The 24,602-nt window shown below is 61.1% G+C and carries 23 protein-coding genes; 16 read left to right on the top strand and 7 right to left on the bottom strand.

Going from position 1 to position 24,602, the window contains the following annotated elements:
• Nucleotides 1-17: 17 nt before the first annotated feature.
• The gene (eat, locus tag BMX68_RS07870; RefSeq protein ID WP_017131394.1) at nt 18-1,388 is read right to left on the bottom strand and encodes an ethanolamine permease; all 1,371 of its coding nucleotides are present in this window, start codon (nt 1,386-1,388) and stop codon (nt 18-20) included.
• A 224-nt stretch (nt 1,389-1,612) separates the two neighbouring features.
• Entirely contained in the window at nt 1,613-3,133 is a 1,521-nt protein-coding gene (gene exaC / locus BMX68_RS07875) for an acetaldehyde dehydrogenase ExaC (protein WP_017131395.1), read from the bottom strand.
• Nucleotides 3,134-3,425: 292 nt separating this feature from the next.
• Here exaC and BMX68_RS07880 point away from each other — a divergent pair, with 292 nt between their 5' ends.
• The 4 genes from BMX68_RS07880 (at nt 3,426) to BMX68_RS07895 (ending at nt 7,675) form a co-directional block, all read left to right on the top strand.
• Nucleotides 3,426-5,357, top strand: coding sequence for a sigma-54-dependent Fis family transcriptional regulator (locus BMX68_RS07880; RefSeq protein WP_017131396.1), 1,932 nt, complete (start codon nt 3,426-3,428; stop codon nt 5,355-5,357).
• Nucleotides 5,358-5,419: 62 nt separating this feature from the next.
• A complete protein-coding gene (mpl, locus tag BMX68_RS07885; RefSeq protein ID WP_017131397.1) occupies nt 5,420-6,769 on the top strand; it encodes a UDP-N-acetylmuramate:L-alanyl-gamma-D-glutamyl-meso-diaminopimelate ligase in 1,350 nt (449 codons plus the stop codon).
• On the top strand, nt 6,766-7,395 hold the full coding sequence (gene ubiX / locus BMX68_RS07890; protein WP_017131398.1) for a flavin prenyltransferase UbiX: 630 nt from the start codon (nt 6,766-6,768) through the stop codon (nt 7,393-7,395). The genes mpl and ubiX overlap by 4 nt, the downstream gene beginning before the upstream one ends.
• Nucleotides 7,388-7,675, top strand: coding sequence for a YceK/YidQ family lipoprotein (locus BMX68_RS07895; protein WP_017131399.1), 288 nt, complete (start codon nt 7,388-7,390; stop codon nt 7,673-7,675). The genes ubiX and BMX68_RS07895 overlap by 8 nt, the downstream gene beginning before the upstream one ends.
• Nucleotides 7,676-7,756: 81 nt before the next feature.
• Here the strand turns inward: BMX68_RS07895 and BMX68_RS07900 are convergent, their stop codons facing one another.
• The 3 genes from BMX68_RS07900 to BMX68_RS07910 all read right to left on the bottom strand — a co-directional run bounded on the left by BMX68_RS07900 (nt 7,757) and on the right by BMX68_RS07910 (nt 10,710).
• Complete coding sequence (locus tag BMX68_RS07900; RefSeq protein WP_017131400.1) at nt 7,757-8,398, bottom strand: oxidoreductase; 642 nt, start codon at nt 8,396-8,398, stop codon at nt 7,757-7,759.
• A gap of 25 nt (nt 8,399-8,423) precedes the next feature.
• A complete protein-coding gene (locus BMX68_RS07905; RefSeq protein WP_017131401.1) occupies nt 8,424-10,142 on the bottom strand; it encodes a C13 family peptidase in 1,719 nt (572 codons plus the stop codon).
• Between the two features lie 112 nt (nt 10,143-10,254).
• Nucleotides 10,255-10,710, bottom strand: a complete 456-nt coding sequence (locus tag BMX68_RS07910; protein WP_017131402.1) for a MaoC family dehydratase — start codon at nt 10,708-10,710, stop codon at nt 10,255-10,257.
• A gap of 370 nt (nt 10,711-11,080) precedes the next feature.
• On the opposite strand from BMX68_RS07910, the gene BMX68_RS07915 reads away from it, so the two are divergent.
• Genes BMX68_RS07915 through BMX68_RS07925 form a run of 3 tightly spaced genes read left to right on the top strand, consistent with a single transcriptional unit; the run spans nt 11,081 to nt 12,757 of the window.
• Nucleotides 11,081-11,443 carry a CidA/LrgA family protein gene (locus tag BMX68_RS07915; protein ID WP_017131403.1) on the top strand — a complete coding sequence of 121 codons (363 nt, stop codon included), beginning with the start codon at nt 11,081-11,083 and terminating at the stop codon, nt 11,441-11,443.
• Entirely contained in the window at nt 11,440-12,156 is a 717-nt protein-coding gene (locus BMX68_RS07920; protein WP_017131404.1) for an LrgB family protein, read from the top strand. The genes BMX68_RS07915 and BMX68_RS07920 overlap by 4 nt, the downstream gene beginning before the upstream one ends.
• A 10-nt stretch (nt 12,157-12,166) precedes the next feature.
• Nucleotides 12,167-12,757, top strand: coding sequence for an LON peptidase substrate-binding domain-containing protein (locus BMX68_RS07925; RefSeq protein ID WP_017131405.1), 591 nt, complete (start codon nt 12,167-12,169; stop codon nt 12,755-12,757).
• 42 nt (nt 12,758-12,799) lie between these two features.
• Here BMX68_RS07925 and BMX68_RS26595 read toward each other — a convergent pair whose 3' ends face one another.
• Together BMX68_RS26595 and BMX68_RS07935 are read right to left on the bottom strand one after the other, a co-directional pair.
• The gene (locus BMX68_RS26595) at nt 12,800-14,116 is read right to left on the bottom strand and encodes a bifunctional DedA family/phosphatase PAP2 family protein (RefSeq protein ID WP_017131406.1); all 1,317 of its coding nucleotides are present in this window, start codon (nt 14,114-14,116) and stop codon (nt 12,800-12,802) included.
• A 56-nt stretch (nt 14,117-14,172) separates the two neighbouring features.
• A complete protein-coding gene (locus BMX68_RS07935) occupies nt 14,173-14,883 on the bottom strand; it encodes a DNA-3-methyladenine glycosylase (RefSeq protein WP_017131407.1) in 711 nt (236 codons plus the stop codon).
• Nucleotides 14,884-15,061: 178 nt separating this feature from the next.
• On the opposite strand from BMX68_RS07935, the gene BMX68_RS07940 reads away from it, so the two are divergent.
• The 9 genes from BMX68_RS07940 (at nt 15,062) to BMX68_RS07980 (ending at nt 24,483) form a co-directional block, all read left to right on the top strand.
• Entirely contained in the window at nt 15,062-16,333 is a 1,272-nt protein-coding gene (locus BMX68_RS07940) for a glutamate-5-semialdehyde dehydrogenase (RefSeq protein WP_026013110.1), read from the top strand.
• Between the two features lies 1 nt (nt 16,334).
• A complete protein-coding gene (gene nadD / locus BMX68_RS07945) occupies nt 16,335-17,024 on the top strand; it encodes a nicotinate-nucleotide adenylyltransferase (RefSeq protein WP_017131409.1) in 690 nt (229 codons plus the stop codon).
• A gap of 69 nt (nt 17,025-17,093) precedes the next feature.
• Nucleotides 17,094-17,588, top strand: a complete 495-nt coding sequence (rsfS, locus tag BMX68_RS07950) for a ribosome silencing factor (RefSeq protein ID WP_017131410.1) — start codon at nt 17,094-17,096, stop codon at nt 17,586-17,588.
• A 9-nt stretch (nt 17,589-17,597) separates the two neighbouring features.
• Entirely contained in the window at nt 17,598-18,065 is a 468-nt protein-coding gene (rlmH, locus tag BMX68_RS07955; protein ID WP_017131411.1) for a 23S rRNA (pseudouridine(1915)-N(3))-methyltransferase RlmH, read from the top strand.
• Between the two features lie 9 nt (nt 18,066-18,074).
• Nucleotides 18,075-19,961 carry a penicillin-binding protein 2 gene (gene mrdA / locus BMX68_RS07960; RefSeq protein ID WP_017131412.1) on the top strand — a complete coding sequence of 629 codons (1,887 nt, stop codon included), beginning with the start codon at nt 18,075-18,077 and terminating at the stop codon, nt 19,959-19,961.
• A gap of 38 nt (nt 19,962-19,999) precedes the next feature.
• A complete protein-coding gene (rodA, locus tag BMX68_RS07965) occupies nt 20,000-21,103 on the top strand; it encodes a rod shape-determining protein RodA (protein ID WP_051000617.1) in 1,104 nt (367 codons plus the stop codon).
• Between the two features lie 17 nt (nt 21,104-21,120).
• The gene (mltB, locus tag BMX68_RS07970; RefSeq protein WP_017131414.1) at nt 21,121-22,131 is read left to right on the top strand and encodes a lytic murein transglycosylase B; all 1,011 of its coding nucleotides are present in this window, start codon (nt 21,121-21,123) and stop codon (nt 22,129-22,131) included.
• A complete protein-coding gene (locus tag BMX68_RS07975; protein ID WP_017131415.1) occupies nt 22,131-23,144 on the top strand; it encodes a septal ring lytic transglycosylase RlpA family protein in 1,014 nt (337 codons plus the stop codon). Before mltB ends, BMX68_RS07975 begins: the two co-directional genes overlap by 1 nt.
• 175 nt (nt 23,145-23,319) lie before the next feature.
• Entirely contained in the window at nt 23,320-24,483 is a 1,164-nt protein-coding gene (locus BMX68_RS07980; protein WP_017131416.1) for a D-alanyl-D-alanine carboxypeptidase family protein, read from the top strand.
• Nucleotides 24,484-24,602 lie beyond the last annotated feature (119 nt).

Genomic DNA, 24,602 nt, shown 5'->3' on the forward strand with positions numbered 1-24,602 from the left:
CCCCGCACGAGTGCAACTCAGTTACCCGTGAGCATAGCGTCCGCCGGGGCTCGCGAGCGTTGGTGCGCGGTCAACTGGAAGTAGATGAAGCCCGCCGCCATGAAACCGAGGAAAACCAGGCCGATCAGCATATTGAACCAGGCCATCGCCACCAGGCAGACCATTGCCAGCGCCAGGGCGATGCCGGGAATGATCGGATAACCCGGCGCGCGGAAGGTCCGCTCCAGGTTGGGCTCGGTCCTGCGCAGTTTGAACAGGCTGAGCATACTGACGATGTACATCACGATAGCGCCGAATACCGACATGGTGATCATCGCCGCCGTCAGGCTCATGCCTTGCAGGTTGACCAGACCATCGCTGTAGATCGCCGCGATACCGATCACACCACCCGCCAGGATGGCGCGATGAGGTGTCTGGAAGCGCGAGAGTTTTGCCAGCGAAGGGGGCAGATAGCCGGCCCGGGCCAGCGCGAAGAATTGCCGCGAGTAGCCGAGGATGATCCCGTGGAAGCTCGCCACCAGGCCGAACAGGCCAATCCACACCAGCATGTGCATCCAGCCCGAGTTGCTGCCGACCACGGCTTTCATCGCCTGGGGCAGTGGGTCGTTGATGTTCGACAACTGGCGCCAGTCGCCGACGCCACCGGCCATGACCATCACGCCGATGGCCAGAAATACCAGGGTCAGGATGCCGCTGACGTAGGCCTTGGGAATGGTGCGCTTGGGATCCTTGGCTTCTTCGGCGGCCATGGCGGCACCCTCGATGGCGAGGAAGAACCAGATGGCGAAGGGGATGGCGGCGAAGATGCCGGGGATCGAGTCGATGCTGAAGGTGTTCGAGCCCGACCAGCCATTGAGGACGAAATTGCTGAAGCTGAAGCCCGGCGCGACCACGCTCATGAACACCAGCAGTTCGGCAACGGCCAGTACGGTGACCGCCAGTTCGAAGGTGGCGGCGATGCTAACGCCGAGGATATTAAGGGTCATGAAGACGAAATAGGCGCCAACGGCGGCGATCTTCGGATCGAGCCCGGGATATTGGACGTTGAGGTAGGCGCCGATCGCCATGGCAATCGCCGGTGGAGCGAAGACGAATTCGATCAGGGTGGCAATGCCGGCAATCAACCCGCCTTTTTCACCAAAGGCGCGGCGACTGTAGGCAAATGGCCCGCCGGCATGGGGAATCGCGGTGGTGAGTTCGGTGAAACTGAAGATAAAGCAGGTGTACATGGTCGCCACCATCAGCGCGGTGACCAGGAAGCCCAGGGTGCCGGCGGTACCCCAGCCATAGCTCCAGCCGAAGTATTCGCCGGAGATCACCAGCCCGACCGCAATGCCCCACAGGTGCAGGGTGCCGAGGGTCGGTTTGAGTTCTGTGGGTGTTGTCATAAGTCCTCGCTTGTCTTTTTTATTGTGGGATGTATCGGACTTTCGATGTTGCGTCGCCGAACGGCGGGCATGGGTTGCCCGAGCCTGGGTGGCCGGGCGTTATGGAGTGCCTGTGGGACCTCATCCTCGGCCAAACTGGCTGCGGCGGTATCCGGGTCGAATCGGGACGATTTGAGTGACCCAAAAACCTGGAGCCAGTTGGCTGACGATAGCGGTGTCAGGGCTTAGAAGAACCCGAGTGGGTTGATGTCGTAGCTCACCAGCAGGTTCTTGGTCTGCTGGTAATGGTCGAGCATCATTTTGTGGGTTTCACGGCCAACACCGGACTTTTTGTAACCACCGAACGCGGCATGCGCCGGGTACAGGTGGTAGCAGTTGGTCCATACGCGACCGGCCTTGATTGCCCGACCCATGCGGTAGGCGCGATTGATATCGCGGGTCCATAAGCCGGCACCGAGGCCGAACTCGGTGTCGTTGGCGATCGCCAGGGCTTCGGCTTCGTCCTTGAAAGTGGTGATGCTGACCACCGGGCCGAAGATTTCTTCCTGGAATACGCGCATTTTGTTGGTGCCCTTGAGCAGGGTCGGCTGGATGTAGTAACCGCTGGCGAGGTTGCCTTCGAGTTTCTCCACCTTACCGCCGGTCAGCAGTTGCGCGCCTTCGCCCTTGGCGATTTCCAGGTAGGAAAGAATCTTGTCGAATTGCTGCTCGGAGGCCTGGGCGCCGACCATGGTATCGGTGTCCAGTGGGTCGCCACGCTTGATCTGGCTGATCTTTTTCATCACCGCCAGCATGAATTCGTCATAGATCGATTCCTGCACCAGGGCGCGGGATGGGCAGGTGCAGACTTCGCCCTGGTTGAAGAACGCCAGTACCAAGCCCTCGGCGGCTTTTTCGATAAAGCTTGGCTCGGCCTGCATAATGTCTTCGAAGAAGATGTTCGGCGATTTGCCACCCAGCTCCACGGTGGACGGAATGATGTTTTCGGCTGCGCATTTCATAATGTGCGAACCGACCGGAGTCGAACCGGTGAAGGCAATCTTGGCGATGCGCTTGCTGGTGGCCAGGGCTTCGCCGGCTTCTTTACCGAACCCCTGCACTACGTTCAGCACGCCTGGCGGCAGCAGATCGCCGATCAGTTCCATCAGCACGCAGATGCCCAGCGGGGTCTGCTCGGCGGGCTTGAGGACAACGCAATTACCGGCGGCCAGGGCTGGGGCGAGTTTCCACGCGGCCATCAGCAGGGGGAAGTTCCATGGGATGATCTGCCCGACCACGCCCAGCGGTTCGTGGATGTGATAGGCCACGGTGTTGCCGTCGATCTCGGCGGCGCTGCCTTCCTGGGCGCGCAGGCAACCGGCGAAGTAGCGGAAGTGGTCGGCGGCCAGCGGGATGTCGGCGTTGAGGGTTTCACGCACGGCCTTGCCGTTGTCCCAGGTTTCGGTGATGGCCAGCAGTTCGAGGTTCTGTTCGATACGGTCGGCGATCTTCAGCAGGATCAGCGAGCGCGCCTGGGCCGAGGTGCTGCCCCAGGCATCCGCCGCGGCGTGGGCGGCGTCCAGGGCCTTGTCGATGTCCTTGGCATTGGAACGCGGGAACTCGGCAATCGGCTGACCGTTCACCGGCGAGGTGTTGGTGAAGTATTGGCCGTCCACGGGGGCGACGAATTGGCCATTGATGTAGTTGCCGTACTTGGCTTTGAACGAAACGATGGCGTCGGCGGTACCAGGATGGGCGTAACGCATGGTGAGTGTCTCCTTGGCTTTGTGCTTATAAGGGAGTCGCGCTGAGTAAGGCGTAGAGCAAAGGTCGGGCCAGTGCGCCCAAACCCCACTGCAACAGAGCTTGGCGGCATAGGTACGAAGTCGTGGCCGATGCATTGTGGCGTGGTGGGTACAGCCTGGGTGACAGTTTGTAACGTTATTGGTACAGCCTGTGACGCATCGGTCGTGGAGCGATTGCAATGCGTGGGTGGCTGGAGGATGCTGGACATTCGCTTCGGCCCCGCGACTCGCACCCCCGGGAGAATCACCAGAAATGCACAACAACCATTTGAGTCGTCACGCCCGGCAGGTGCTGATCGTGACCCAAGGTAGGCAGCAGTTGCATGGCCCGGGCAGCGATCCGTCCATTGCCCGCTCCTGGCTGCGCTGTCTTGAGGATTATCACCTCGACCCTTCCTTGAACGTCGCTCCCACGGTACTTGAGCACGACCGCCTGCTGGAAAGTCGCGAGCGCCTCAAGCAGGTGCTGCAGATCGCCGGCAACGAAATGACCAGTCTGCATCAGCAACTCTCCGGCGCCGGTCATGCGGTGTTGCTGACCGATTCCCAGGGCGTGATCCTCAACTGTGTCACCGCAGCCACCGAGCGCCGGATATTCGAGCGCGCCGGGCTCTGGCTCGGCGCCGACTGGAGCGAGGCCTGTGAAGGCACCAATGGCATTGGCACCTGCCTGGTGGAGCGGCAGTCGCTGACCATTCACCAGGACGAACACTTTCGCGGTCGCCATACCGGCTTGACCTGCTCGGCCAGCCCGATCTTCGATCCCCAGGGTGAATTGTTGGCGGTGCTGGATGTGTCCTCCGCGCGCCCCGAGGTGTCCCGGCAGAGCCAATTCCACACCATGGCCCTGGTGAACCTCTCGGCGAAGATGATCGAGAGCTGCTATTTCCTGCGTTATTACGACAAACACTGGTTACTGCGCTTTCACCTGCAGGCCGAGTCCGTGGGCCTGTTCAGCGAGGGGCTGCTGGCGTTCGACGGCGCAGGGCGGATCAGCGCGGTCAATCAGAGCGCCTTGAACTTGCTGGGACATACCCGCGGCGAGTTGCTGGGGCAGTCGGTGGATGCTTTTTTCGATTGCCCACTGGATGAATTGTTTGGCCGTGCGAGTGCCCAGGCCAGCGCCAGTTGGCCGTTACGCACACAGGATGGGCGTGGGTTGTTCGCGGTGTTGCGCGGCCAGCCGCGCAGTGTGCCCAAGCCATTGGCGCCGTCACCGGTCAGCCGCGAACGGGGCAACCTGTCGGGCATTTGCCTGGGCGATGAGGGCTTGCAGAATGATTTTTGCAAGGCGTTGCGGGTCTTCGAGCGCGATGTGCCGTTGCTGATCAACGGCGAAACCGGCTCGGGCAAGGAAGTGTTCGCCAAGGCGGTGCATCGGTCCAGTCGGCGTGCGCAAAAGGCCTTTGTCGCCCTCAACTGCGCCGCGATTCCGGAAAGCCTGATCGAAAGTGAGTTGTTTGGTTATCGGGGGGGCAGTTTTACCGGCGCACGCAAGGAAGGCATGCGTGGCAAGTTGCAGCAGGCCGATGGCGGCACACTGTTTCTCGATGAGATCGGCGATATGCCGCTGGCATTGCAGACCCGATTGCTGAGGGTGCTGGAGGATCGGCAGGTGGTGCCGATCGGTGGAGAACCCGAAGCGGTCAATGTGCGGATTGTCAGTGCGACCCACCGTAATCTGTTGGAGCGGGTGCGGGACGGCAGCTTCCGCGAGGATTTGTATTATCGGCTCAATGGGTTGGAAATCGGTTTGGCGCCCGTGCGTGAACGCAGCGACAAGTCCCAATTGCTGGATTTGCTGCTGGCGGAGGAAGCCGCCGGGCAGCGTGTGTTGATCGATGCGCCAGCGCGCCAGGCGCTGCTGGATTTCGCCTGGCCGGGCAACGTGCGGCAGTTGCGCACGGTGCTGCGCACGCTAACGGCGTTGTCTGATGATGGATTGATCGGTATGGCGCACCTGCCGGCGATGATTCGCCAGGCGCCACCGCCCAACACGCCGATGGCGCTTGACCGGATCCCGGAGCGTGCGCTGGAAGATGCCGAGCGCCTGGCCTTGCTCAACGCTCTGGAGCAGCAGCGCTGGCACATGACCCATACCGCCGGGCAACTGGGGATCAGTCGCAATACCCTCTATAGAAAGCTGCGCAAGCACGGCATCGCCCGGCAAGGCCCTCGAACCTGAAACACCAGGTGCGATTTCGCCCGCCCTGGGCTAACCTGCCGCCATGTTTTACGAGGTCGACTATGCACATTCATATTCTGGGTATCTGCGGCACCTTCATGGGGTCGATGGCGGTTCTGGCCAAAGAGCTGGGCCATCACGTGACGGGCTCCGATGCCAACGTCTATCCGCCAATGAGCACGCAATTGCAGGCACAGGGCATCGAGCTGACCCAGGGCTACGACCCGACCCAGCTTGATCCGGCACCCGACCTGGTGGTGATCGGCAATGCCATGTCCCGTGGCAACCCCGCCGTCGAATACGTACTGAACAAGGGCCTGCCCTATGTCAGCGGCCCACAGTGGCTGGCCGATCATGTGCTGCAAGGCCGCTGGGTCCTGGCCGTTGCCGGCACCCATGGCAAGACCACCACCAGCAGTATGCTGGCCTGGGTGCTGGAGCACGCGGGCATGAGCCCAGGTTTCCTGATCGGTGGCGTGCCGCAGAATTTCTCGGTATCGGCCCGGTTGGGCGCTACGCCGTTCTTCGTGATCGAGGCCGATGAGTACGACAGCGCATTCTTCGACAAGCGTTCCAAGTTCGTCCACTACCGCCCACGCACGACGATCTTGAACAACCTGGAGTTCGATCACGCGGATATTTTCCCGGATCTGCCAGCCATCGAGCGACAATTCCACCATTTGGTGCGCACTATCCCCAGCGACGGCCTGGTGATTCATCCGACCACCGAGCCGGCCCTTCAGCGCGTGATCGAGATGGGCTGCTGGACGCCGGTGCAGACCACCGGTGTCGGCGGGCAATGGCAGGTCAAGTTGCTCAGTGAGGACGGCTCGCGTTTTGAGGTGATGTTCGAAGGCGTCGCGCAAGGTGTGGTCGAGTGGGACATGACCGGTCAGCACAACGTCGCCAACGCCCTGGCCACCCTGGCGGCGGCCCGCCATGTTGGCGTAGTGCCTTCCATGGGCATCGCGGCCCTGAGTGCCTTCAAGAGCGTGAAACGGCGCATGGAGAAAGTCGCCGAAGTCCATGGCGTGAGTCTCTATGACGACTTCGCTCATCACCCGACGGCTATTGCCACGACCCTCGACGGCTTGCGCAAGAAGGTCGGCGATGCGCCGATAATTGCCATTATCGAACCGCGTTCCAACTCCATGAAGCTCGGTGCCCATCGTGACGGTTTGCCGCAAAGCGTGGTCCAGGCCGACCAGGTGATCTGGTATGCACCGGCCAATCTCGGCTGGGACCTGGGGGCGACCGCCGCCTTGTGCACCGTGCCATCGATTGTCAGTGACTCCCTCGACGGTATTATCGAACGCGTGAAAAGCCAGGCTAAACCGGGCACTCACGTGGTGATCATGAGCAACGGCGGCTTCGGCGGCCTGCACGGCAAGCTGGCCGAGGCCTTGCAGTGAGCGGCCCGGAACGCATCACCCTGGCGATGACCGGTGCGTCCGGTGCGCAGTACGGCTTGCGCCTGCTCGATTGCCTGGTGCGCGAGGACCGTGAGGTGCATTTCTTGATCTCCAAGGCTGCACAATTGGTAATGGCAACGGAGACGGATGTCAGCTTGCCGCCCAAACCCCAGACGATGCAGGCGTTCCTGAGCGAATACACTGGCGCGCAGGTGGGGCAGATCCGCGTTTATGGCAAGGAAGACTGGATGTCGCCGGTTGCCTCGGGTTCTGGCTCGCCAGCGGCGATGGTGGTGGTGCCGTGTTCTACCGGGACCTTGTCGGCTATCGCCACGGGGGCGTGCAACAACCTGATCGAGCGGGCGGCGGACGTTACCTTGAAGGAACGTCGGCAACTGATCCTGGTGCCACGTGAAGCGCCGTATTCGAGTATTCACCTGGAGAACATGCTCAAGCTGTCGAACATGGGCGCAACCATCCTGCCAGCGTCGCCGGGCTTTTATCACCAGCCGCAGACCATCGACGACCTGGTGGATTTTGTCGTGGCACGGATTCTCAATGTGCTGAACATTCCTCAGGATATGTTGCCGCGCTGGGGTGAACATCATTTGAGCAGCGATGAGTAAGTCGCCGCTGTACCTGTTGCTGGCCTTGCTACTGGCGGGGTGTGCGACGGTGCGCACGCTGGACGCCGGCAAGACCGGGGCCCCCATCGTCTATTCCGGGACGCGGCTGGACCTGTATGCGATACAAGGCGGATGCTGTGCCAGCGACCGCTTCGGCGCCGAGGCACCGAGCTATCCGGGCGTCGACCTGCCGGCCAGTGCCTTGCTCGACACGCTGCTGTTGCCGCTGTCGGTGTTGACGGTATTGGGCGTTGGGTTTCAGGCGACGGGTGGCTTGTAGGCTCGTGTATTAACGAGTGGGAGCGGGCAAGCTTGCTCGCCACAAGCTTGCCGTAAAAGAGCGATCGATGAGATCGGTGGGTTATTTGCCCAGCCGGCGCAATTCATCCGACTCGACGATTCGTACCCCATCTTGCTCTTCCAGCGCCAGGCGCCACAGTGCCCGGGCCAACTGGCAGGCTTCGATCCCGCGATATTTGCCGGGAATCAACTTCGACAAGGCGCCCGCCAGCCGCTCGACCAGGCGCGGTTCCGTGCGTTCGCCCAGCAACAGCGATGGCCGGGCAATCGTCAGTTGCGGCCAGTTCTGCGCCTTCAACGACTCTTCCATCTCGCCCTTGACCCGGCTGTAGAACACCTTGGATTGTGGGTTGGCATCCACCGCGCTGACTACGATCAGGTGCCGTGCGCCCAGCTCCCGGGCGCGCTTGCCAAAAGCGACGACCATGTCATGGTCGATGGCGCGAAAGGCTGCTTCGGAACCGGCGAGTTTGATGGTGGTGCCGAGGCAGCAAATGGCTACGTCGACACGCCCGCTCAGTTGCGCCAGGAACACTTCCGGCTCGCCGACCGGGTTTTCCAGGTGTGGATGTTTCGCCAGGGGCCGCCGCGATGGGGCGAGCACACGGCTGATCGTAGGCTCATTGAGCAGGCGGTCGAGTAAATGTTCACCGGTCAGGCCGGTGGCTCCAGCGAGCAGGATGTGCTGAGGCGTCAAGTACATAAAAATATCTCCCTTACGAGTCAGCTTAGTTGCTCTTGGCTTCCTTGCTGTCCAGCGAAGCGCTTTGCAATGCTTTTCGTGCTTGTTGTTTGCGTAGTTGCTGCCAATGGGCCAGTACGCCTTTGGGCGCCCAGATCTGAGGTTCCGAAGCCTCGAAGTTGTCCGCTTGTTCGCGGTCGGCCACATGGGCCTTGGCGAGGTTGAACGCTTGCTGCAAATCGTCGGTCTGGTTCAGTGCCTGGGCGAACAGAGCGTCGCCAAAGTAGGTGAAATCAGCCTCCTCGGAGCAGCCAAAGGACACCTTATCAGCTCGCGAGGCGGTCATGACTAAAGTTCTTTCATCTTTGAGGGCGGGTATGAATCCCCCGGAATAACAGGCTGAGATAACGACGATTTTGTCGCGATTCTTCAGCGGGGCCAGGACCGAGGCCAGTTCATCGGCTGGCAGGTCGGCCAGTTCCAGGCGTTGTTGGTCCAACACCAGCTCGTGTTCGTGGCTGCCATGGCTGGTCAGGTAGATGAAGATCAGGTCTTCCGGGCCGCTACGTTCAGCCAGGGTCCGGGCGGCGCGACGCAGATTCTCGCGGGTAGCCATCGGACGATCGACCAGGTGGTCGCGATGATTCACCAGGGTGATCTGGCCGTAGGCGCCAAAGCGCGTGGCGAGCATTTTGTTGACGTAATCGGCTTCGCGCAGGAATACGCTCTGTTTGCCGTCACCCGCCAACGCGAGGCTGTACAGCTCGATGGCCGGGGTGGAGGCGGGAACGGCGGCCAGGGCTTTGTCCAACAACGATCCTTGGGCCAACAGGCCTAGCTCCAGTGAATCCGGCAGCAGCTTGCCATCGGCATCGCGAACCCGTTGGCCATTAGCCCAGACACCGCTCTGTACGGTGCCATCGGCCAGGGTCAGGGCACCACGGCCCTGGTAGGTGTCGCCGGCGAATTCGCCGCTGTAGGCACTGCCGTCGTCCAGGCTCAGGTGGCCGAAGCCGGCAAAGCGCCATTCGCGAAACTCACCGCGATAGTGGCTGCCGTCGACGCCAATCAGCTCGCCCTTGCCATTGAGCACGCCGTCCTTGAACTCACCCATCCAGACGTCGCCGTCGGCGTTTTCATAGCGCCCCTTGCCGTTCAACTGATTGTGCTTGAAACCGCCGGTGTACTGATCGCCTTCGGCACTGTTGAAGGTCCCGATGCCTTCCAACTGACCGTTGACGAAACGGCCGGTGAACAGGTTGCCGCTCGAATCACTGCGCTGGCCCTCGCCATTGGGTTTGCCATGGGCGAACTGCCCCTGGTATTGGCTGCCGTCTTCCAGCTCCAGGTGGCCGAGGCCGGAATATTGATCGTCCTTGAATTCGCCCCGGTAGGTCATGCCGGCTTCTTTGAGGGTGCCTTCGCCGTTGCGGCGCCCCAGCTTGAAACCGCCGATGTAGCTGCTGTCATGGGTGGTCAGGGTGCCTTGGCCATGGAACAGGCCCTGCTGGAACTGGCCCTTGTAGACCTCGCCGTTGCTACCGTGCCACTCGCCGTCGCCATGCCATTGGCCATTATCGAACTGGCCGGCGTACCAGCTGCCGCTGGGGTAGTCGATGCGCCCTTGGCCTTGCAGCAGGCCATTGACCACTTCCCCGCGATAGCGACCACCGTCCGGCAGACGGGCATCTGGCGGTAGTAGTGATTCGCCATCACCGCAGGCGGCGAGCAGCAGAGTTAGAGCAAGGGGCACAAGTGGGCGCATAACGGGATCCGGGCAATTAGAGGATCGAGTATGCCGTAGCATTATGTGGTGTCTAGGGGGGAGAGCACGAAACAGTGGTGTCACTGTTTCGTGCCGGTACTCGCAGACTGCCTCAGACGAAACAGAGCGACAGCGGTTCAGCGATGTAGGCGGGTTTTTCCTGGCCTTCAATTTCCAGGGTGGCGATGGCTTTGAGCAGCCATTGGCCGGGCTTTTTCTGGATGGCATCGCTCAGTTCGACCTTGAGGCGCACCCGGGAGTCGACCTTCACCGGCTGAATGAACCGCACGCTGTCGAGACCGTAATTGATCACCATCTTCAAGCCTTCGGGAAGCACAAGGATGTCTTCCATCAGCTTGGGCATCAGCGACAGCGAGAGGAGGCCGTGGGCAATGGTGGTACCGAACGGCGTTTGCGCGGCCTTGACCGGATCGACGTGGATGAACTGATAATCGCCAGTGGCTTGCGCGAACAGGTTGATGCGCTCCTGGTCGATGGTGAGCCATTCGGAACGTCCCAGTTCCTGGCCGACATAGTCGTAGAGTTGCGCTACGGGTACATAGGGCATTGAGCCTCTCCTTGGTTTATTGCGTTCTTTCAGGCCTTGGGCAGGCGCTGGACGAGAACTTCCTGATCGCCGCTTGGCGAGGTTTCCTACGGAGCCTTGCGGCCCCTGGCATCCACTGTAGATCATCACGGCATTTATGGCCGGTCTAGTGGCCTGTGTGGTTAGTTCTATGAGTCAATTTCGGCGCCATAAATCCCTGGCTTGCGTTGCTGTTCCTCGCCATAGCCCGGCTATGACTCGTCACAGTCCCTTGGTCATCCGAATTTGAGCGAACGAACTCACCGTGCAGGCCACCAGCTTTGGCGAATGCCGCTGTGTCGGCGTGTTTATAATGGGCGGCGTTATTGGGGGAAATCCAAAGGGGTGTCTGATGTTGCTACGCGGCCTGACCTGGCTGGTGCTGTTTCAGTTGCTTGGCACGGCGATCAATCATTTGTGTGTAGCGGTGTTGCCGGGGCCGATCATCGGCTTGCTGCTGTTGTTGGTGTTTCTGATGGTGCGCGGCGAAGTAGGCGCGCCGTTGAACGAAGCGGCCGCCAGTCTGCTGCGCTACCTGCCTTTGCTGCTGGTGCCGCCGGCGGTGGGCGTGATGGTTTATGCCACGCAGATTGCCGCGAATTTCTGGGCGATAGTCGGTTCGCTGGTGCTCTCGGTACTGATCTCCATGGCCCTGGCCGGGGTGCTGATGAACTGGCTGGTGCAACGCAAGGATCGGCGCGAGGGCCAGCCATGATGCTCGATTGGTCCGGCGCTTGGGCCGCAATGATCCACCACCCGTTGTTCGGTATCGGCATTACCCTGGGCGCCTATCAACTGGTGCTGGCTGGGTTCGAGAAAACCCGTTGGGTCTTCCTGCAGCCGGTGTTGGTGTCGATGGTATTGGTAGTCGGTGTTCTGCTGCTGTGTGATCTGAGCTATGCCGAATACCGCAAGAGCACCGAAATCCTCAGTATCCTGCTCGGCCCGGCGACGGTCGCGCTGGCGGTGCCATTGTTCCTCAATTTGCGGCGGATCCGGCAGTTGTTCTGGCCGATTTTTACTACGCTGGTGATTGGCGGAGTGATCGCGACCGGGTTGTGTGTGCTGTTGGGCTGGTTGTTCGGTGCCGACCACCGGATGCTGATGACCATGGCACCGAAGTCGGTGACCTCGCCGATTGCCATGCTGGTGGCCGAGCAGATCGGTGGCGTGGCGGCCTTGGCGGCGGTCTTTGTGCTGATCACCGGTGTGGTGGGGGCCGTGGTTGGGCCGAATATGTTGACGCGCCTAGGTGTTCACCGTCCCGAGGCGCGGGGCATGGCACTGGGCATGACGGCTCATGCGGTGGGTACCTCGGTGGCCATGCAGGAAAGTGACGAATGCGGTGCCTTCGCGGCGCTGGCGATGAGTTTGATGGGCGTGTCCACGGCGGTGTTGTTACCGTTGGCGGTGACATGGCTGGTTTAAGGAAACCTTTATGACCCTGGCGCTGTTTCCCCTGAACACGGTGCTGTTCCCCGGCTGCACCCTCGATCTGCAGATTTTCGAGGCGCGCTACCTGGACATGATCAGTCGCTGCATGAAGCAAGGCAGTGGCTTTGGCGTGGTGTGCATTCTGGAGGGAGGAGAAGTCGGCCGTGCGCCGGAGGATTTTGCCCAGGTCGGCTGTGAAGCGCTGATTCGCGACTTCGAACAGCAAGATAACGGCCTGCTGGGCATCCGCGTGGAGGGCGGTCGACGCTTCCGCGTGCTCGGCAGTGAGTTGCAAAAGGACCAGTTGACCGTCGCTGACGTCGAGTGGCTGGATGAAATTCCCGAGCAGCCATTGGAGGATGAGGACGAGGATCTGCTGGCGCTGCTCAAGGCCCTGGCCGAGCACCCGATGGTGGCGGCGTTGAGCATGGGCATGCAAGCCGCCGGGCAGCAGTCGCTGGCGAATCAGTTGGCTTATCTGCTGCCGTTTTCCGATGTCGACAAGATCGATTTACTGGAACTGGACGATCCGCGGCAACGGTTGGATGCGATCCAGGTACTGCTTGATGAGTTACGGGGTGAACTCTTCGCGTGAGCGGATAACGCTGTTGCGAACGCTTCGTGACAGCCCGCTGTGCTAATAGGCATAGCGCAACATCTGGTGCTGCACATGCCATAACGCGTGAAATCCATACAACGCAACGGCAGCCGGCAAGATCAGCCACCAGGTGCGCGGCGACATGGCAGTGAGTGGCATATAGCGCTGGCTAAGGGTCAGGCTGGCCGCCAGAACGCCAATTGCCAGCAATGCTCCGGCGAGGATATCGGTCGGCCAATGCACCCCCAGATATACCCGCGACATTGCCACCGCAAAGGCTGGCAGGCAGCCGAGCAACAGCCAGGTCATGCGCATCCGTGGCGGCTGATCGCGAGCGGCCAGCACGGCAAGTATCAGGAAAAAGGCGAACGATCCCGAGCTGTGGCCGCTGGGCATGCTATAGCTGGTGATCGGATCGGTCAGCACTTCCGGGCGTATGCGCGCAAACAGCTGTTTGGTGGCGCTGTTGCCGAGGGCGGTGATCGCCAGGGTGCCAGCGAAAAACAGCGCATGGCGCCATTGGCGAGCGAGCAGCAGTAGGGTCGTGAGGACCGCCGCGACGGTGAACTGGGATTGGAAGTCGCCCAGGCGGGTGACCATCACGGCGATAAAATCAAAGCTGCTGTCGCGGTGTTCCTGGACCAGCGTCATCAGGCCCTGGTCGAAGGCCTTTAGGTGCGGATAGCCGAAGAACAGGCCGACCAGCAGGGCCAGGCTCAGGGCCGAGATGAGGATTGTGGACTTCGGATGGCGTTTGAGGTTGCAATGAATGCACAGCCCGATCAGTGCTGCCAGGCCCGCCGCGACCACGGCGGTCTGTGGCCAGAAACCTTCGGGCAACGGCAGGCGAAAAGCCGCGCCGGTGGCCCAGCCGGGTAGCAGGTAGACCACGGACCAGCCGGCTGCGGCCAGCAGGCTGACACCGATAAAGCGTGGCAGTGGCATGTCGCACATGCCGGCGATCATCGGCAGCATCGGGCGTAGCGGGCCGATAAAGCGTCCGACCAACAGGCTGGCGATCCCGTAGCGTTGAAAGTAGGACTCGGCCGCGCTCATCCACTCCGGATGCTGGCGTAGCCCTGGCAGACGCCGGATGTTCTGATGAAAGCGTCGGCCCAGAGCGTAGGACAGCCCATCACCGAGCAAACCGCCGAAGAACCCCAGCAGCAGGGTTTCGCCCAGGGGCAAGGCGCCGCTGCCGGCCAGTACGGCGATGGCGAACAGTAGAACGGTACCGGGCACGATGATGCCCGCAATGGCCAGGCATTCGACACAGGCAATGATAAATATGGCGAGACCGAGCCACTGCGGATTAGCCGTCAACCAACCGGTGATGTTATCGAGCCACGGGCCCATGGGCGATTTCCTTATTTGGGGCAGGCAACCGGGGTGAGGGCTCCTGGGAGGTTATGTCAGGCCGAAGCTTGGTGGTGAGCGCACTTGTGTAAAATGTAGTCGCGACCTTCGACCTGCCCGCGTCGCAATGGGTTGCGTGTGCAATACGTGGCATCGGCGGCGTCGACGAAGCGGTACATCAAGTGCTCGTCGCGGCCCAGGGGGATGCCCAGACGGGTGGTCTGGATGATCTGCGCCGGTCGGTTGCCGACATCCTCGACAAACAATCGCTGGGGGTCGAAGCGCTTGGCGTCCCAGGCCGGCACCTTCAGGCCTAGCGCCTTGCACAGCAGCGTCTGCCCGGCACATAGCTTCTGCTCCGAGCGGGCCAGGCCCCTGGCGTCGGGGTTGTTGAGCAACATCTGTGCCAGGCTGGTCGGTCCCGACAGTTCATCCACCCAAGGTTGGGCCGATTTGATCAGCACTGCATTGCCCGGCCCCTGGGCGCTGAAGTTCAGCGAGTCGCCGCCGCGGGAGTAGTACATGTAGATGTGCCCGCCATCGAGAAACAAAGCCCTACGCTTTTGCGTATAGCCGAGCGAGGCGTGACTGCCTTTTTCTTCGAAGTAATAGGCTTCGGTCTCTATGATGCGTGCCGCCAGCCACAGGTCGCCGACGCGATGGCGTATGACTTTTCCCAGCAGTTCGCGGGCGAGCAGTTGCGCGTCGCGGTCAAAAAAGGCATCGGGCAGCGCGTTCGGCAGGGGCAGGGAGGTTATCTTGGGCATCGTTCTTGAGCGGCATTCAAGGCGGGTCGGACGCCAATCATACCGACTTTGCCCTTAATCGAGGCTGAATGGCCGCTATTTGTGTCCGATTTCAACCATCCGCTCGGCACCGCTGTGCGTGAGGCGGCGCGACAGCTATAATCGGGCGCTTTCCTCTTTGCCAAGACCCCCTTAGACCATGACTGAGTCCGTTCTTGACTACATGACCCGCCTGGGTCGCGCCGCCCGCGAGGCTTCCCGCGTGATTGGCCGTGCCAGCACCGCGCAGAAGAACCACGCGCTGCATGCTGCCGCCGCCGCGCTGGATGTTGCTCGTGACGAGCTGGGCGCATCCAACGAACTCGACCTGTCTGCTGCCCGCGCCAACGGCCTGGAGCCGGCGCTGGTCGAGCGTCTGGCACTGACCCCGGGGCGAATTGACAGCATGATTGAGGGCCTGCGCCAGGTGGCAAGCCTGCCGGACCCAATTGGGGCGATTCGGGACATGAGCTACCGGCCGTCGGGTATCCAGGTCGGCAAAATGCGTGTGCCGCTGGGGGTCGTGGGGATCATCTACGAGTCGCGCCCGAACGTGACCATCGATGCCGCCAGCTTGTGTCTCAAGTCCGGCAACGCCACTATCCTGCGCGGTGGTTCCGAGGCGATTCACTCCAATCGCGCCATTGCCACCTGTATCCAGCGTGGTCTGTATGAGGCCGGTTTGCCGGCCGCCGTGGTACAGGTGGTGGAAGTTACCGACCGTGCCGCTGTCGGTGCGCTGATCGGCATGCCCGAGTACGTCGATGTGATCGTTCCTCGTGGCGGCAAGAGCCTGATCGAGCGAGTCAGTCGTGACGCCCGAGTGCCGGTGATCAAACACCTGGACGGTATTTGTCACGTGTATGTCAGCGCCCATGCCGACCTGGCGAAGGCCCGCCGTATCGCCTTCAACGCCAAGACCTATCGCTACGGCATCTGCGGTGCTATGGAAACGCTGCTGGTAGACCAGGCCGTTGCCGGCGAATTCCTCCCGGCCATGGCCGAACAGTTCCGCGCCAAGGGCGTCGAGTTACGCGGTTGTGAACGTACCTGTTCGATCATCGAGGCGGTCGCGGCGACGGAGGCAGACTGGAGTACCGAATACCTGGCGCCGATCCTGTCGATTCGTATCGTCGACGGGCTGGAGATGGCCGTCGAGCACATCAATGGTTACGGTTCTCATCACACGGACTCGATCGTCACCGAAAACCTGGCCGAGTCCCGGTGTTTCCTGGCCGAGGTCGACTCCAGCTCGGTGATGCTCAACACCCCGACCTGCTTCGCCGATGGCTTCGAATATGGATTGGGTGCCGAGATCGGCATTTCTACTGATAAGCTGCACGCCCGTGGACCGGTTGGTCTGGAAGGCCTGACCTGCGAGAAGTACATCGTGGTCGGCGACGGGCAGTTGCGTGGGCAGGAGTCGGTCTGACTTGGTCGATAAACGCCAGTCAGCCGTGGTGAGCGGTCGCGAAGTTTCACCTCGGCGCATCGGAGTGCTCGGTGGAACCTTTGACCCGGTGCACATCGGCCATTTGCGCAGTGCCCTGGAAGTCGTGGAACTGATGGCGCTCGATGAGTTGCGCCTGACGCCCAGCGCCCGACCGCCCCATCGGGATACGCCGCAGGTTTCGGCGCTCGACCGGCTGGCGATGGTCGATTGCGCGGTGGCCGGCGTCTCGCCGCTAGTGGTCGACGACCGCGAGCTGCAACGAGACAAACCGTCCTACACTATCGACACCCTGGAACTCATGCGGGCCGAGTTGGCTGCCGAGGACCAATTGTTTCTGTTACTGGGTTGGGATGCATTTTGCGGTCTGCCCACGTGGCATCGCTGGGAGGAGTTGCTCCAGCATTGCCATATCCTGGTGCTGCAACGCCCGGATGCCGACAGCGAACCGCCGGATGCCTTGCGCAATCTGCTGGCCGCGCGGTCGGTCAGCGACCCGAAGGCCCTGCCGGGGCCTGGCGGGCACATTACATTCGTCTGGCAGACGCCCCTCGCGGTGTCTGCCACCCAGATCCGTCAACTGCTGGCCAGCGGTAAGTCGGTACGTTACCTGGTGCCTGACGCGGTCCTGGCCTACATCGATGCGCACGGGCTGTACCGTGCGTCGAACTGAAAAGGGCGCGCTTGAAAGCACGCAGTCGTGTACTGACGCGCCCGAACATACGAGCAAAACGAGTTTTATATGACCAACAACGACGTAAACAAAGCAAAGCGCAAAGGCACGTTCAAGAGCGCTCCGCTGCCGGAGAAAGTGATCAGCGGCGAGCCCCTCAAGGGCGATGAACTGGTCAAGGTTGCCGTGGCGGCCCTGGAAGACGTCAAGGCCCAGGACATCCTGGTGATCGACGTGCGCGAAAAGCAGAGCATCACCGATTTCATGATCATCGCCACCGGTACTTCCAACCGCCAGATCGGCGCGATGCTGGACAAGGTTCGCGAAGCGGTCAAGGCACTGGGTGTCAAGCCGCTGGGCGAAGAGGGCAAGGGCGACAGCGACTGGGTATTGTTGGACATGGACGATGTGATCGTCCACATGATGACCGCCAGTGCCCGTCAGTTCTATGACCTGGAGCGTTTGTGGCAGGGTGCCGAGCAGAGTCGTTCGGCCAGCGCCGCACATCACAGCCCGGAAAACACTCATGAGCATTTCATCAAGCTCAACAAAGACCAGGAATAAGGTGCGGTTGTGCGCCTGCGTCTGATTGCTGTCGGTTCCCGTATGCCCAAGTGGGTGGAAGAAGGCTGGCATGAATATGCCAAGCGCCTGCCATCCGAACTGGCGCTGGAGCTGGTGGAAATACCGCTCAATACCCGAGGCAAGAATGCCGATGTGGCGCGCTTTATCCGTCAGGAAGGCGAGGCCATGCTGGCCAAGGTCGGCCCCGGTGAGCGTATCGTCACGCTGGAAGTCCATGGCAAGCCATGGAGCACCGAGCAGTTGGCGCTTGAGCTGGATCGCTGGCGGCTGGATTCGCGCACGGTCAACTTCATGATCGGCGGCCCGGAGGGGCTGGCGCCGGAAGTCTGCGCGCGGGCCGATCAACGCTGGTCGCTGTCGCCGCTGACCCTGCCGCACCCGCTGGTGCGAATCCTGATCGGTGAACAACTGTATCGCGCCTGGACCGTGTTGTCCGGGCACCCTTACCACAAATAAGCCTGCCGAATGACCCAGCCGATTCGCCTCAAGGACCACGAGAAAGACGCCCGTCTGGTGCGTAAGCGTGTTGTGGTCGGCGCGGTTGTGGTCGTGCTGCTCATTGGCGTACTTATCGCCCGCCTGTATTTCCTGCAGGTGGTCCAGCACGAGTACCACTCGACCCTGTCGGAAAACAACCGCGTCCATGTGCAGTCCATTCCGCCGCCCCGTGGCCTTATCTATGACCGCAATGGCGTGGTGGTGGCCGATAACCGGCCGAGTTTCAGCCTGAGCATGACCCGCGAGCGATCCGGCGACTGGCAGCAGGTGCTCGATGTCATTGTTGAAGTCTTGCAGTTGACGCCCGAGGACCGGGTGCTCTTCGAGAAACGCATGCGTCAGGGGCGTCGGCCGTTCGAGCCGGTGCCGATCCTGTTCGAGCTGAGCGAAGAACAGATCGCCCGCGTGGCCGTGAACCAGTTCCGTCTGCCGGGCGTCGAGGTGGTCGCACAATTGGTTCGCCACTATCCGCAGGGCGCGCACTTCGCGCATTCGGTGGGCTATATGGGGCGCATCAACGAGAAAGAAGCGAAAGTCCTCGACTCGGTGAACTACAGCGGCACCCACCATATTGGCAAGACCGGTATCGAGCGCTTCTATGAGGCGCAACTGCACGGTCAGGTCGGTTATGAAGAGGTCGAGACCAACGCCCGTGGGCGCATCCTGCGGGTCCTCAAACGCACCGATCCGGTGCCCGGCAAGGACATTGTCCTGAGCCTGGACATCAAGCTGCAAGAAGCTGCCGAAGAAGCCCTTGGCGGTCGACGTGGCGCCGTGGTGGCGCTGAACCCGAATACTGGCGAGGTGCTGGCGATGGTCAGTCAGCCGAGCTTCGACCCGAACCTGTTTGTCACCGGCATCAGCTTCAAGGCCTACGCCGAACTGCGCGACTCCATCGACCGCCCGCTGTTCAACCGGGTATTGCGCGGTCTCTATCCGCCGGGCTCGACCATCAAGCCGGCGGTGGCGATTGCCGGTCTGGACAGCGGGGTGGTCAATGCCTCGACACGGGTCTTCGACCCTGGTTACTACGAACTGCCGAACTACGACCACAAATACCGCAACTGGAACCGTACCGGTGACGGCTGGGTCGACCTGGACATGGCGATCATGCGTTCCAACGATACCTACTTCTATGACCTGGCCCACAAGCTGGGGATCGACCGGTTGGCGCTCTATATGAACAAGTTCGGTCTGGGACAGAAGGTCTCCCTGGACATGTTCGAAGAGTCGCCTGGGCTGATGCCGTCGCGCGAATGGAAACGCACCACACGCCGGCAGGCGTGGTTTCCAGGTGAGACGCTGATCCTCGGCATCGGCCAGGGTTATATGCAGGCGACGCCGCTGCAACTGGCCCAAGCCACGGCGTTAGTGGCGAACAAGGGGGTGTGGAACCGTCCGCACCTGGCGAAAACCATTGAAGGGCAGAAGCCGCTGGATGAAAACCCGATGGCGGATATTGTCCTGCGCAATCCCTCCGACTGGGACAAGGTCAACCATGGCATGCAACAAGTGATGCACGGCGCCCGAGGCACCGCGCGCAAGGCAGCAATCGGCGCGCAGTACCTGATCGCCGGCAAGAGCGGCACGGCCCAGGTCGTGGCGATCAAGCAGGGCGAGAAGTACGATCGTTCGAAAGTCCAGGAGCGCCATCGTGACCACGCCCTGTTCGTCGGCTTTGCGCCGGCCAACAATCCGAAGATCGCCGTGGCGGTGATGGTCGAGAACGGCGAATCCGGCTCCGGCGTTGCGGCGCCGGTGGTCCGTCAGGTGATGGACGCCTGGCTACTCGGTCCGGATGGCCGGATCAAACCCGAATACGCTGGCACCACTACTGCGGAGGCTACGCCTTGATCGCCAATTTCGATCGCATCCTCTCCAGTGAGGATGTGATGCGTCGCCGGGCCACGCTGTTGCAGCGCATGCACATCGATGGTCCGCTGCTGGTCCTGCTGCTGACCCTGGCTGCGGGCAGCCTGTTTGTCTTGTATTCGGCCAGCGGTAAAAGCTGGGATCTGCTGATCAAGCAGGCGACTTCCTTCGGCATCGGCCTGGTGTCGATGTTTGTCATAGCCCAGCTCGAACCGCGCTTCATGGCCCGCTGGGTGCCGCTGACCTACGTGCTGGGGGTGATGTTGCTGGTGGTGGTGGATGTCATGGGCCACAACGCCATGGGCGCCACGCGCTGGATCAATATTCCCGGAGTGATCCGCTTCCAGCCGTCGGAGTTCATGAAAATCCTGATGCCGGCGACCATCGCCTGGTATCTGTCCAAGCGCACGTTGCCGCCGCAGCTCAAGCATGTGGGCATCAGCCTGATGCTGATCGGGGTGCCGTTTATCCTGATCGTGCGCCAGCCCGACCTCGGCACCTCGCTGCTGGTCCTGGCCGGCGGTGCCTTCGTATTGTTCATGGGGGGCCTGCGCTGGCGCTGGATTCTCAGTGTGCTGGCGGCGGCGGTTCCCGTGGCGGTCGGCATGTGGTTCTTCATCATGCATGACTACCAGAAGCAACGCATCCTGACCTTCCTCGACCCGGAAAGCGATCCGCTGGGCACCGGCTGGAACATTATCCAGTCCAAGGCTGCCATCGGTTCCGGCGGTGTGTTCGGCAAGGGCTGGCTGCTGGGCACTCAATCGCACCTGGACTTCCTGCCGGAGAGCCACACCGACTTCATTATCGCGGTCATGGGCGAGGAGTTCGGCCTGGTGGGCATCTGTGCCCTGCTGTTGATTTACCTGTTGTTGATCGGACGAGGACTGGTGATCACCGCCCAGGCCCAGACGCTGTTTGGCAAACTGCTGGCGGGGAGTCTGACCATGACTTTTTTTGTTTATGTTTTCGTCAACATCGGTATGGTCAGTGGCCTGTTGCCGGTAGTGGGCGTGCCGTTGCCATTCATTAGCTATGGCGGAACTTCGCTGGTGACGCTGCTGTCGGCGTTTGGGGTTTTGATGTCGATCCATACCCACCGCAAGTGGATCGCACAGGTTTGATTAAGGTGAACAATTCAATGCAAGTGATGCGCGACTGGGTGGCTCGATGCGCTCCATGGATGAGCCTTGTCGGCTGCCTGGGGGCGACGCAGAGTGCGTTGGCCGGTGATTACGAAGGATCGCCGCAAGTGGCCGAGTTCGTCGGTGAAATGACCCGCGATTACGGTTTCGCTGGCGAGCAACTGATGGAAGTGTTCCGTCAGGCTGAGCGCAAACAGAGCATTCTCGATGCGATTTCCCGCCCAGCCGAACGGGTCAAGCCGTGGAAGGAATACCGTCCGATGTTCCTCACCGATGCCCGAGTCGCCCGCGGTATCGATTTCTGGCGCCAGCATGAAGCGGCCCTGGCTCGTGCCGAGCAGGAATATGGCGTGCCGGCCCAAGTGATTGTGTCGATCATCGGCGTGGAAACTTTTTTTGGGCGCAATACCGGCAACTACCGGGTGATCGACGCCTTGTCGACCCTGGGCTTCGACTATCCGCCTCGCGCCGAGTTTTTCCGTAAGGAACTGCGCGAGTTCTTGTTGCTGGCCCGCGAGGAGCAGCTCGATCCCCTTAGCCTCAAGGGCTCCTATGCCGGCGCGATGGGCCTGCCGCAGTTCATGCCGAGCAGTTTCCGCGCCTATGCGGTGGACTTCGACGGTACGGGCCATATCAATATCTGGACTAACCCTGACGATGCCATCGGCAGTGTTGCCAGTTACTTCAAGCGTCATGGCTGGGTGGCCGGCGAGCCGGTGGTCAGCCGCGCCGATGTGCGTGGCGATCTGATCGAGCAAGGATTGAGTCCAGGTATCGATCCGGTGAAGACCGTTGGGGAGTTGCGGGCGTTGGGCTGGTCGAGTCATGATGCGCTACGCGATGATATGCCGGTTACGGCATTTCGCCTGGACGGCGACAATGGCCCTGAATACTGGATGGGCCTGAAGAATTTTTATGCGATCACGCGCTATAACCGCAGCGTAATGTACGCCATGGCCGTGCATCAGCTGTCTGACCTGTTGGTTCAAGCACGGGGCGTCAAGTAATGCAGGTTTTGCCGATTCAAAAACCACTGAAGCTGCTGGCTTACGCGGCGTTGGCGGTGCTGGTGGCCAGTTGTTCGACCGGTCGCTCGCCTTATCAGTCATCGTCTTCCAATGCCGTCCGCGCTCAGCCGGGGCTGGATATCAACCGGGCCCACAAGGATGGCGCGCCGTGGTGGGACGTGGATGTGTCGCGAATTCCCGACGCCACGCCGACCCTGCATACCGGTGCCTACAAAGCCAACCCCTATACGGTGCTGGGTAAGACCTACTTCCCGCTGCCGGACTCCAAGCACTATGTCGCCCAAGGCACGGCCTCGTGGTACGGCACCAAGTTCCATGGCCAGAACACCGCCAACGGCGAGGTCTATGACCTGTACGGCATGAGTGCCGCGCACAAGACCCTGCCGCTGCCCAGCTATGTGCGAGTGACCAACCTGGACAACAACCGTAGCGTGATCCTGCGAGTGAACGACCGCGGGCCGTTCTATTCGGATCGGATTATCGACCTGTCCTACGCTGCCGCCAAGAAGCTCGGCTACGCCGAGATCGGTACGGCTCGGGTCAAGGTCGAAGGCATCGATCCCCAGCAGTGGTGGGCTCAGCGCGGCCGCCCGGCGCCGCTGCTGCTCAACGAGCCGCAAGTGGCGCAGGCTGCTGCACCCGCGTTGACGGCGTCCACCGGGACGATCGAGCAGTGGACACCGCCGCCGCAACAACACGCGAGTGACGTTGTCCCTGTATTGAGCGATGCAAAGAAAAACGGCTTGGTACCAGCCTCTGGCCAGTATCTCCAGGTGGGCGCCTTCGCGAACCCGGACGCTGCCGAACTGCTGCGATCGAAGCTAAGCTCGATGGTCAGGGCGCCGGTGTTCGTCAGTTCGATCGTGCGCAACCAGCAGACGCTGCATCGGGTCCGGATGGGGCCGATCGGCACGCAGGATGAAGTCCAGCAAGTGCAGAATAGCGTGCGCCTGGCGAATCTTGGCTCACCGAGTCTGGTGACGTCGGAGTAATACAGGCACAATTAAGGATTCGGCCGCCTCCCAAAGGCCGGGTTTTGGTTGTCGGTTCATCTAAAATAATAAAAGCCTTATAGGGTGGTGTAGCGAGCAACCCAGAGCCTGCATTGGGCTGTCTGATTAGTTTTGTCCGCAAGGGCAAGTTTCCATTAGCGATTTCGAGAGACGGATGAACATCACCACCTTTGCCAAACGTTTGTGCCTGCTTGTGCCGTTGATCATTGTGCCCACTGCCTGGGCCGCCGATGAGATGGCTTTGCCGGCTTCGCCGCAACTTGCCGCCAAATCCTACGTGCTCATGGATGCCGCCAGCGGCAACGTGCTGGTCGAGAACAATGGCGACCAGCGCCTGCCACCGGCCAGTCTGACCAAGCTGATGACCGCCTACATCGCGACCCTGGAAATCCGTCGCGGCCAGATTGGCGAGAGCGATCCGGTGACTGTCAGTGAAAACGCTTGGCGTACCGGCGGTTCGCGGATGTTCATCAAGGTCGGCTCGCAGGTCAGCGTCAGCGACCTGTTGCACGGGATCATCATCCAATCCGGCAACGATGCCAGCGTGGCATTGTCCGAGCATATCGCCGGTAGCGAAGATGCCTTTGCCGACATGATGAACAAGACTGCCGGCGACCTGGGCATGAGCAACAGCCACTTCATGAACCCGACCGGCTTGCCAAATCCGGAGCACTACTCATCGGCTCACGACATGGCGTTGCTGGCTCGCGCAATCATCCGTGTCGACCCGGTGCACTACGCGATCTACTCGCAGAAAGAGTTCTTCTGGAACGGCATCAAACAGCCCAACCGCAACTTGCTACTGTGGCGTGACAAGACCGTTGACGGCCTGAAGACCGGGCACACCGAAGAGGCCGGCTATTGCATGGTGTCCTCGGCGGTGCGTGATGGTCAGCGCCTGATCGCGGTGGTGTTCGGGACCAGCAGTGAATCGGCCCGCGCCGCCGAGACCCAGAAGCTGTTGACCTACGGTTTCCGTTTCTTCGAAACCCAGACCTTCTATCAGAAGGGCACCGAACTGGCCCAGGCGCCGGTCTGGAAAGGCACCACTCATCAGGTCAAGGCCGGTTTGGCCGACGACCTGACCATGACCCTGCCTAAAGGCCAACTGAAGAAGCTTGCGGCGAGCATGACCCTCAACCCGAAACTGATTGCCCCGATCGCCAAGGGTGACGTGATTGGCAAGGTTGAAGTCAAACTGGATGACAAGGTCGTTCACAGTGCCGATCTGATCGCACTGGAAGCGGTCGAGGAAGGTGGTATCTTCCGCCGCCTGTGGGATAGCATCCGCATGTTCTTCTACGGCATGTTCAACTGAAGCACCTTGAACCGCGACATTTTGAACAAATAGTATTTTGAGCAAATAGTGTCGAATTACGCATCTCGCGCTTGACCCGAGCGCGAGATGCGTCCGTTGCCTGGGCTTACGAGGCCGTT

It is taken from the genome of Pseudomonas agarici (assembly GCF_900109755.1).
Lineage (GTDB): Bacteria > Pseudomonadota > Gammaproteobacteria > Pseudomonadales > Pseudomonadaceae > Aquipseudomonas > Aquipseudomonas agarici.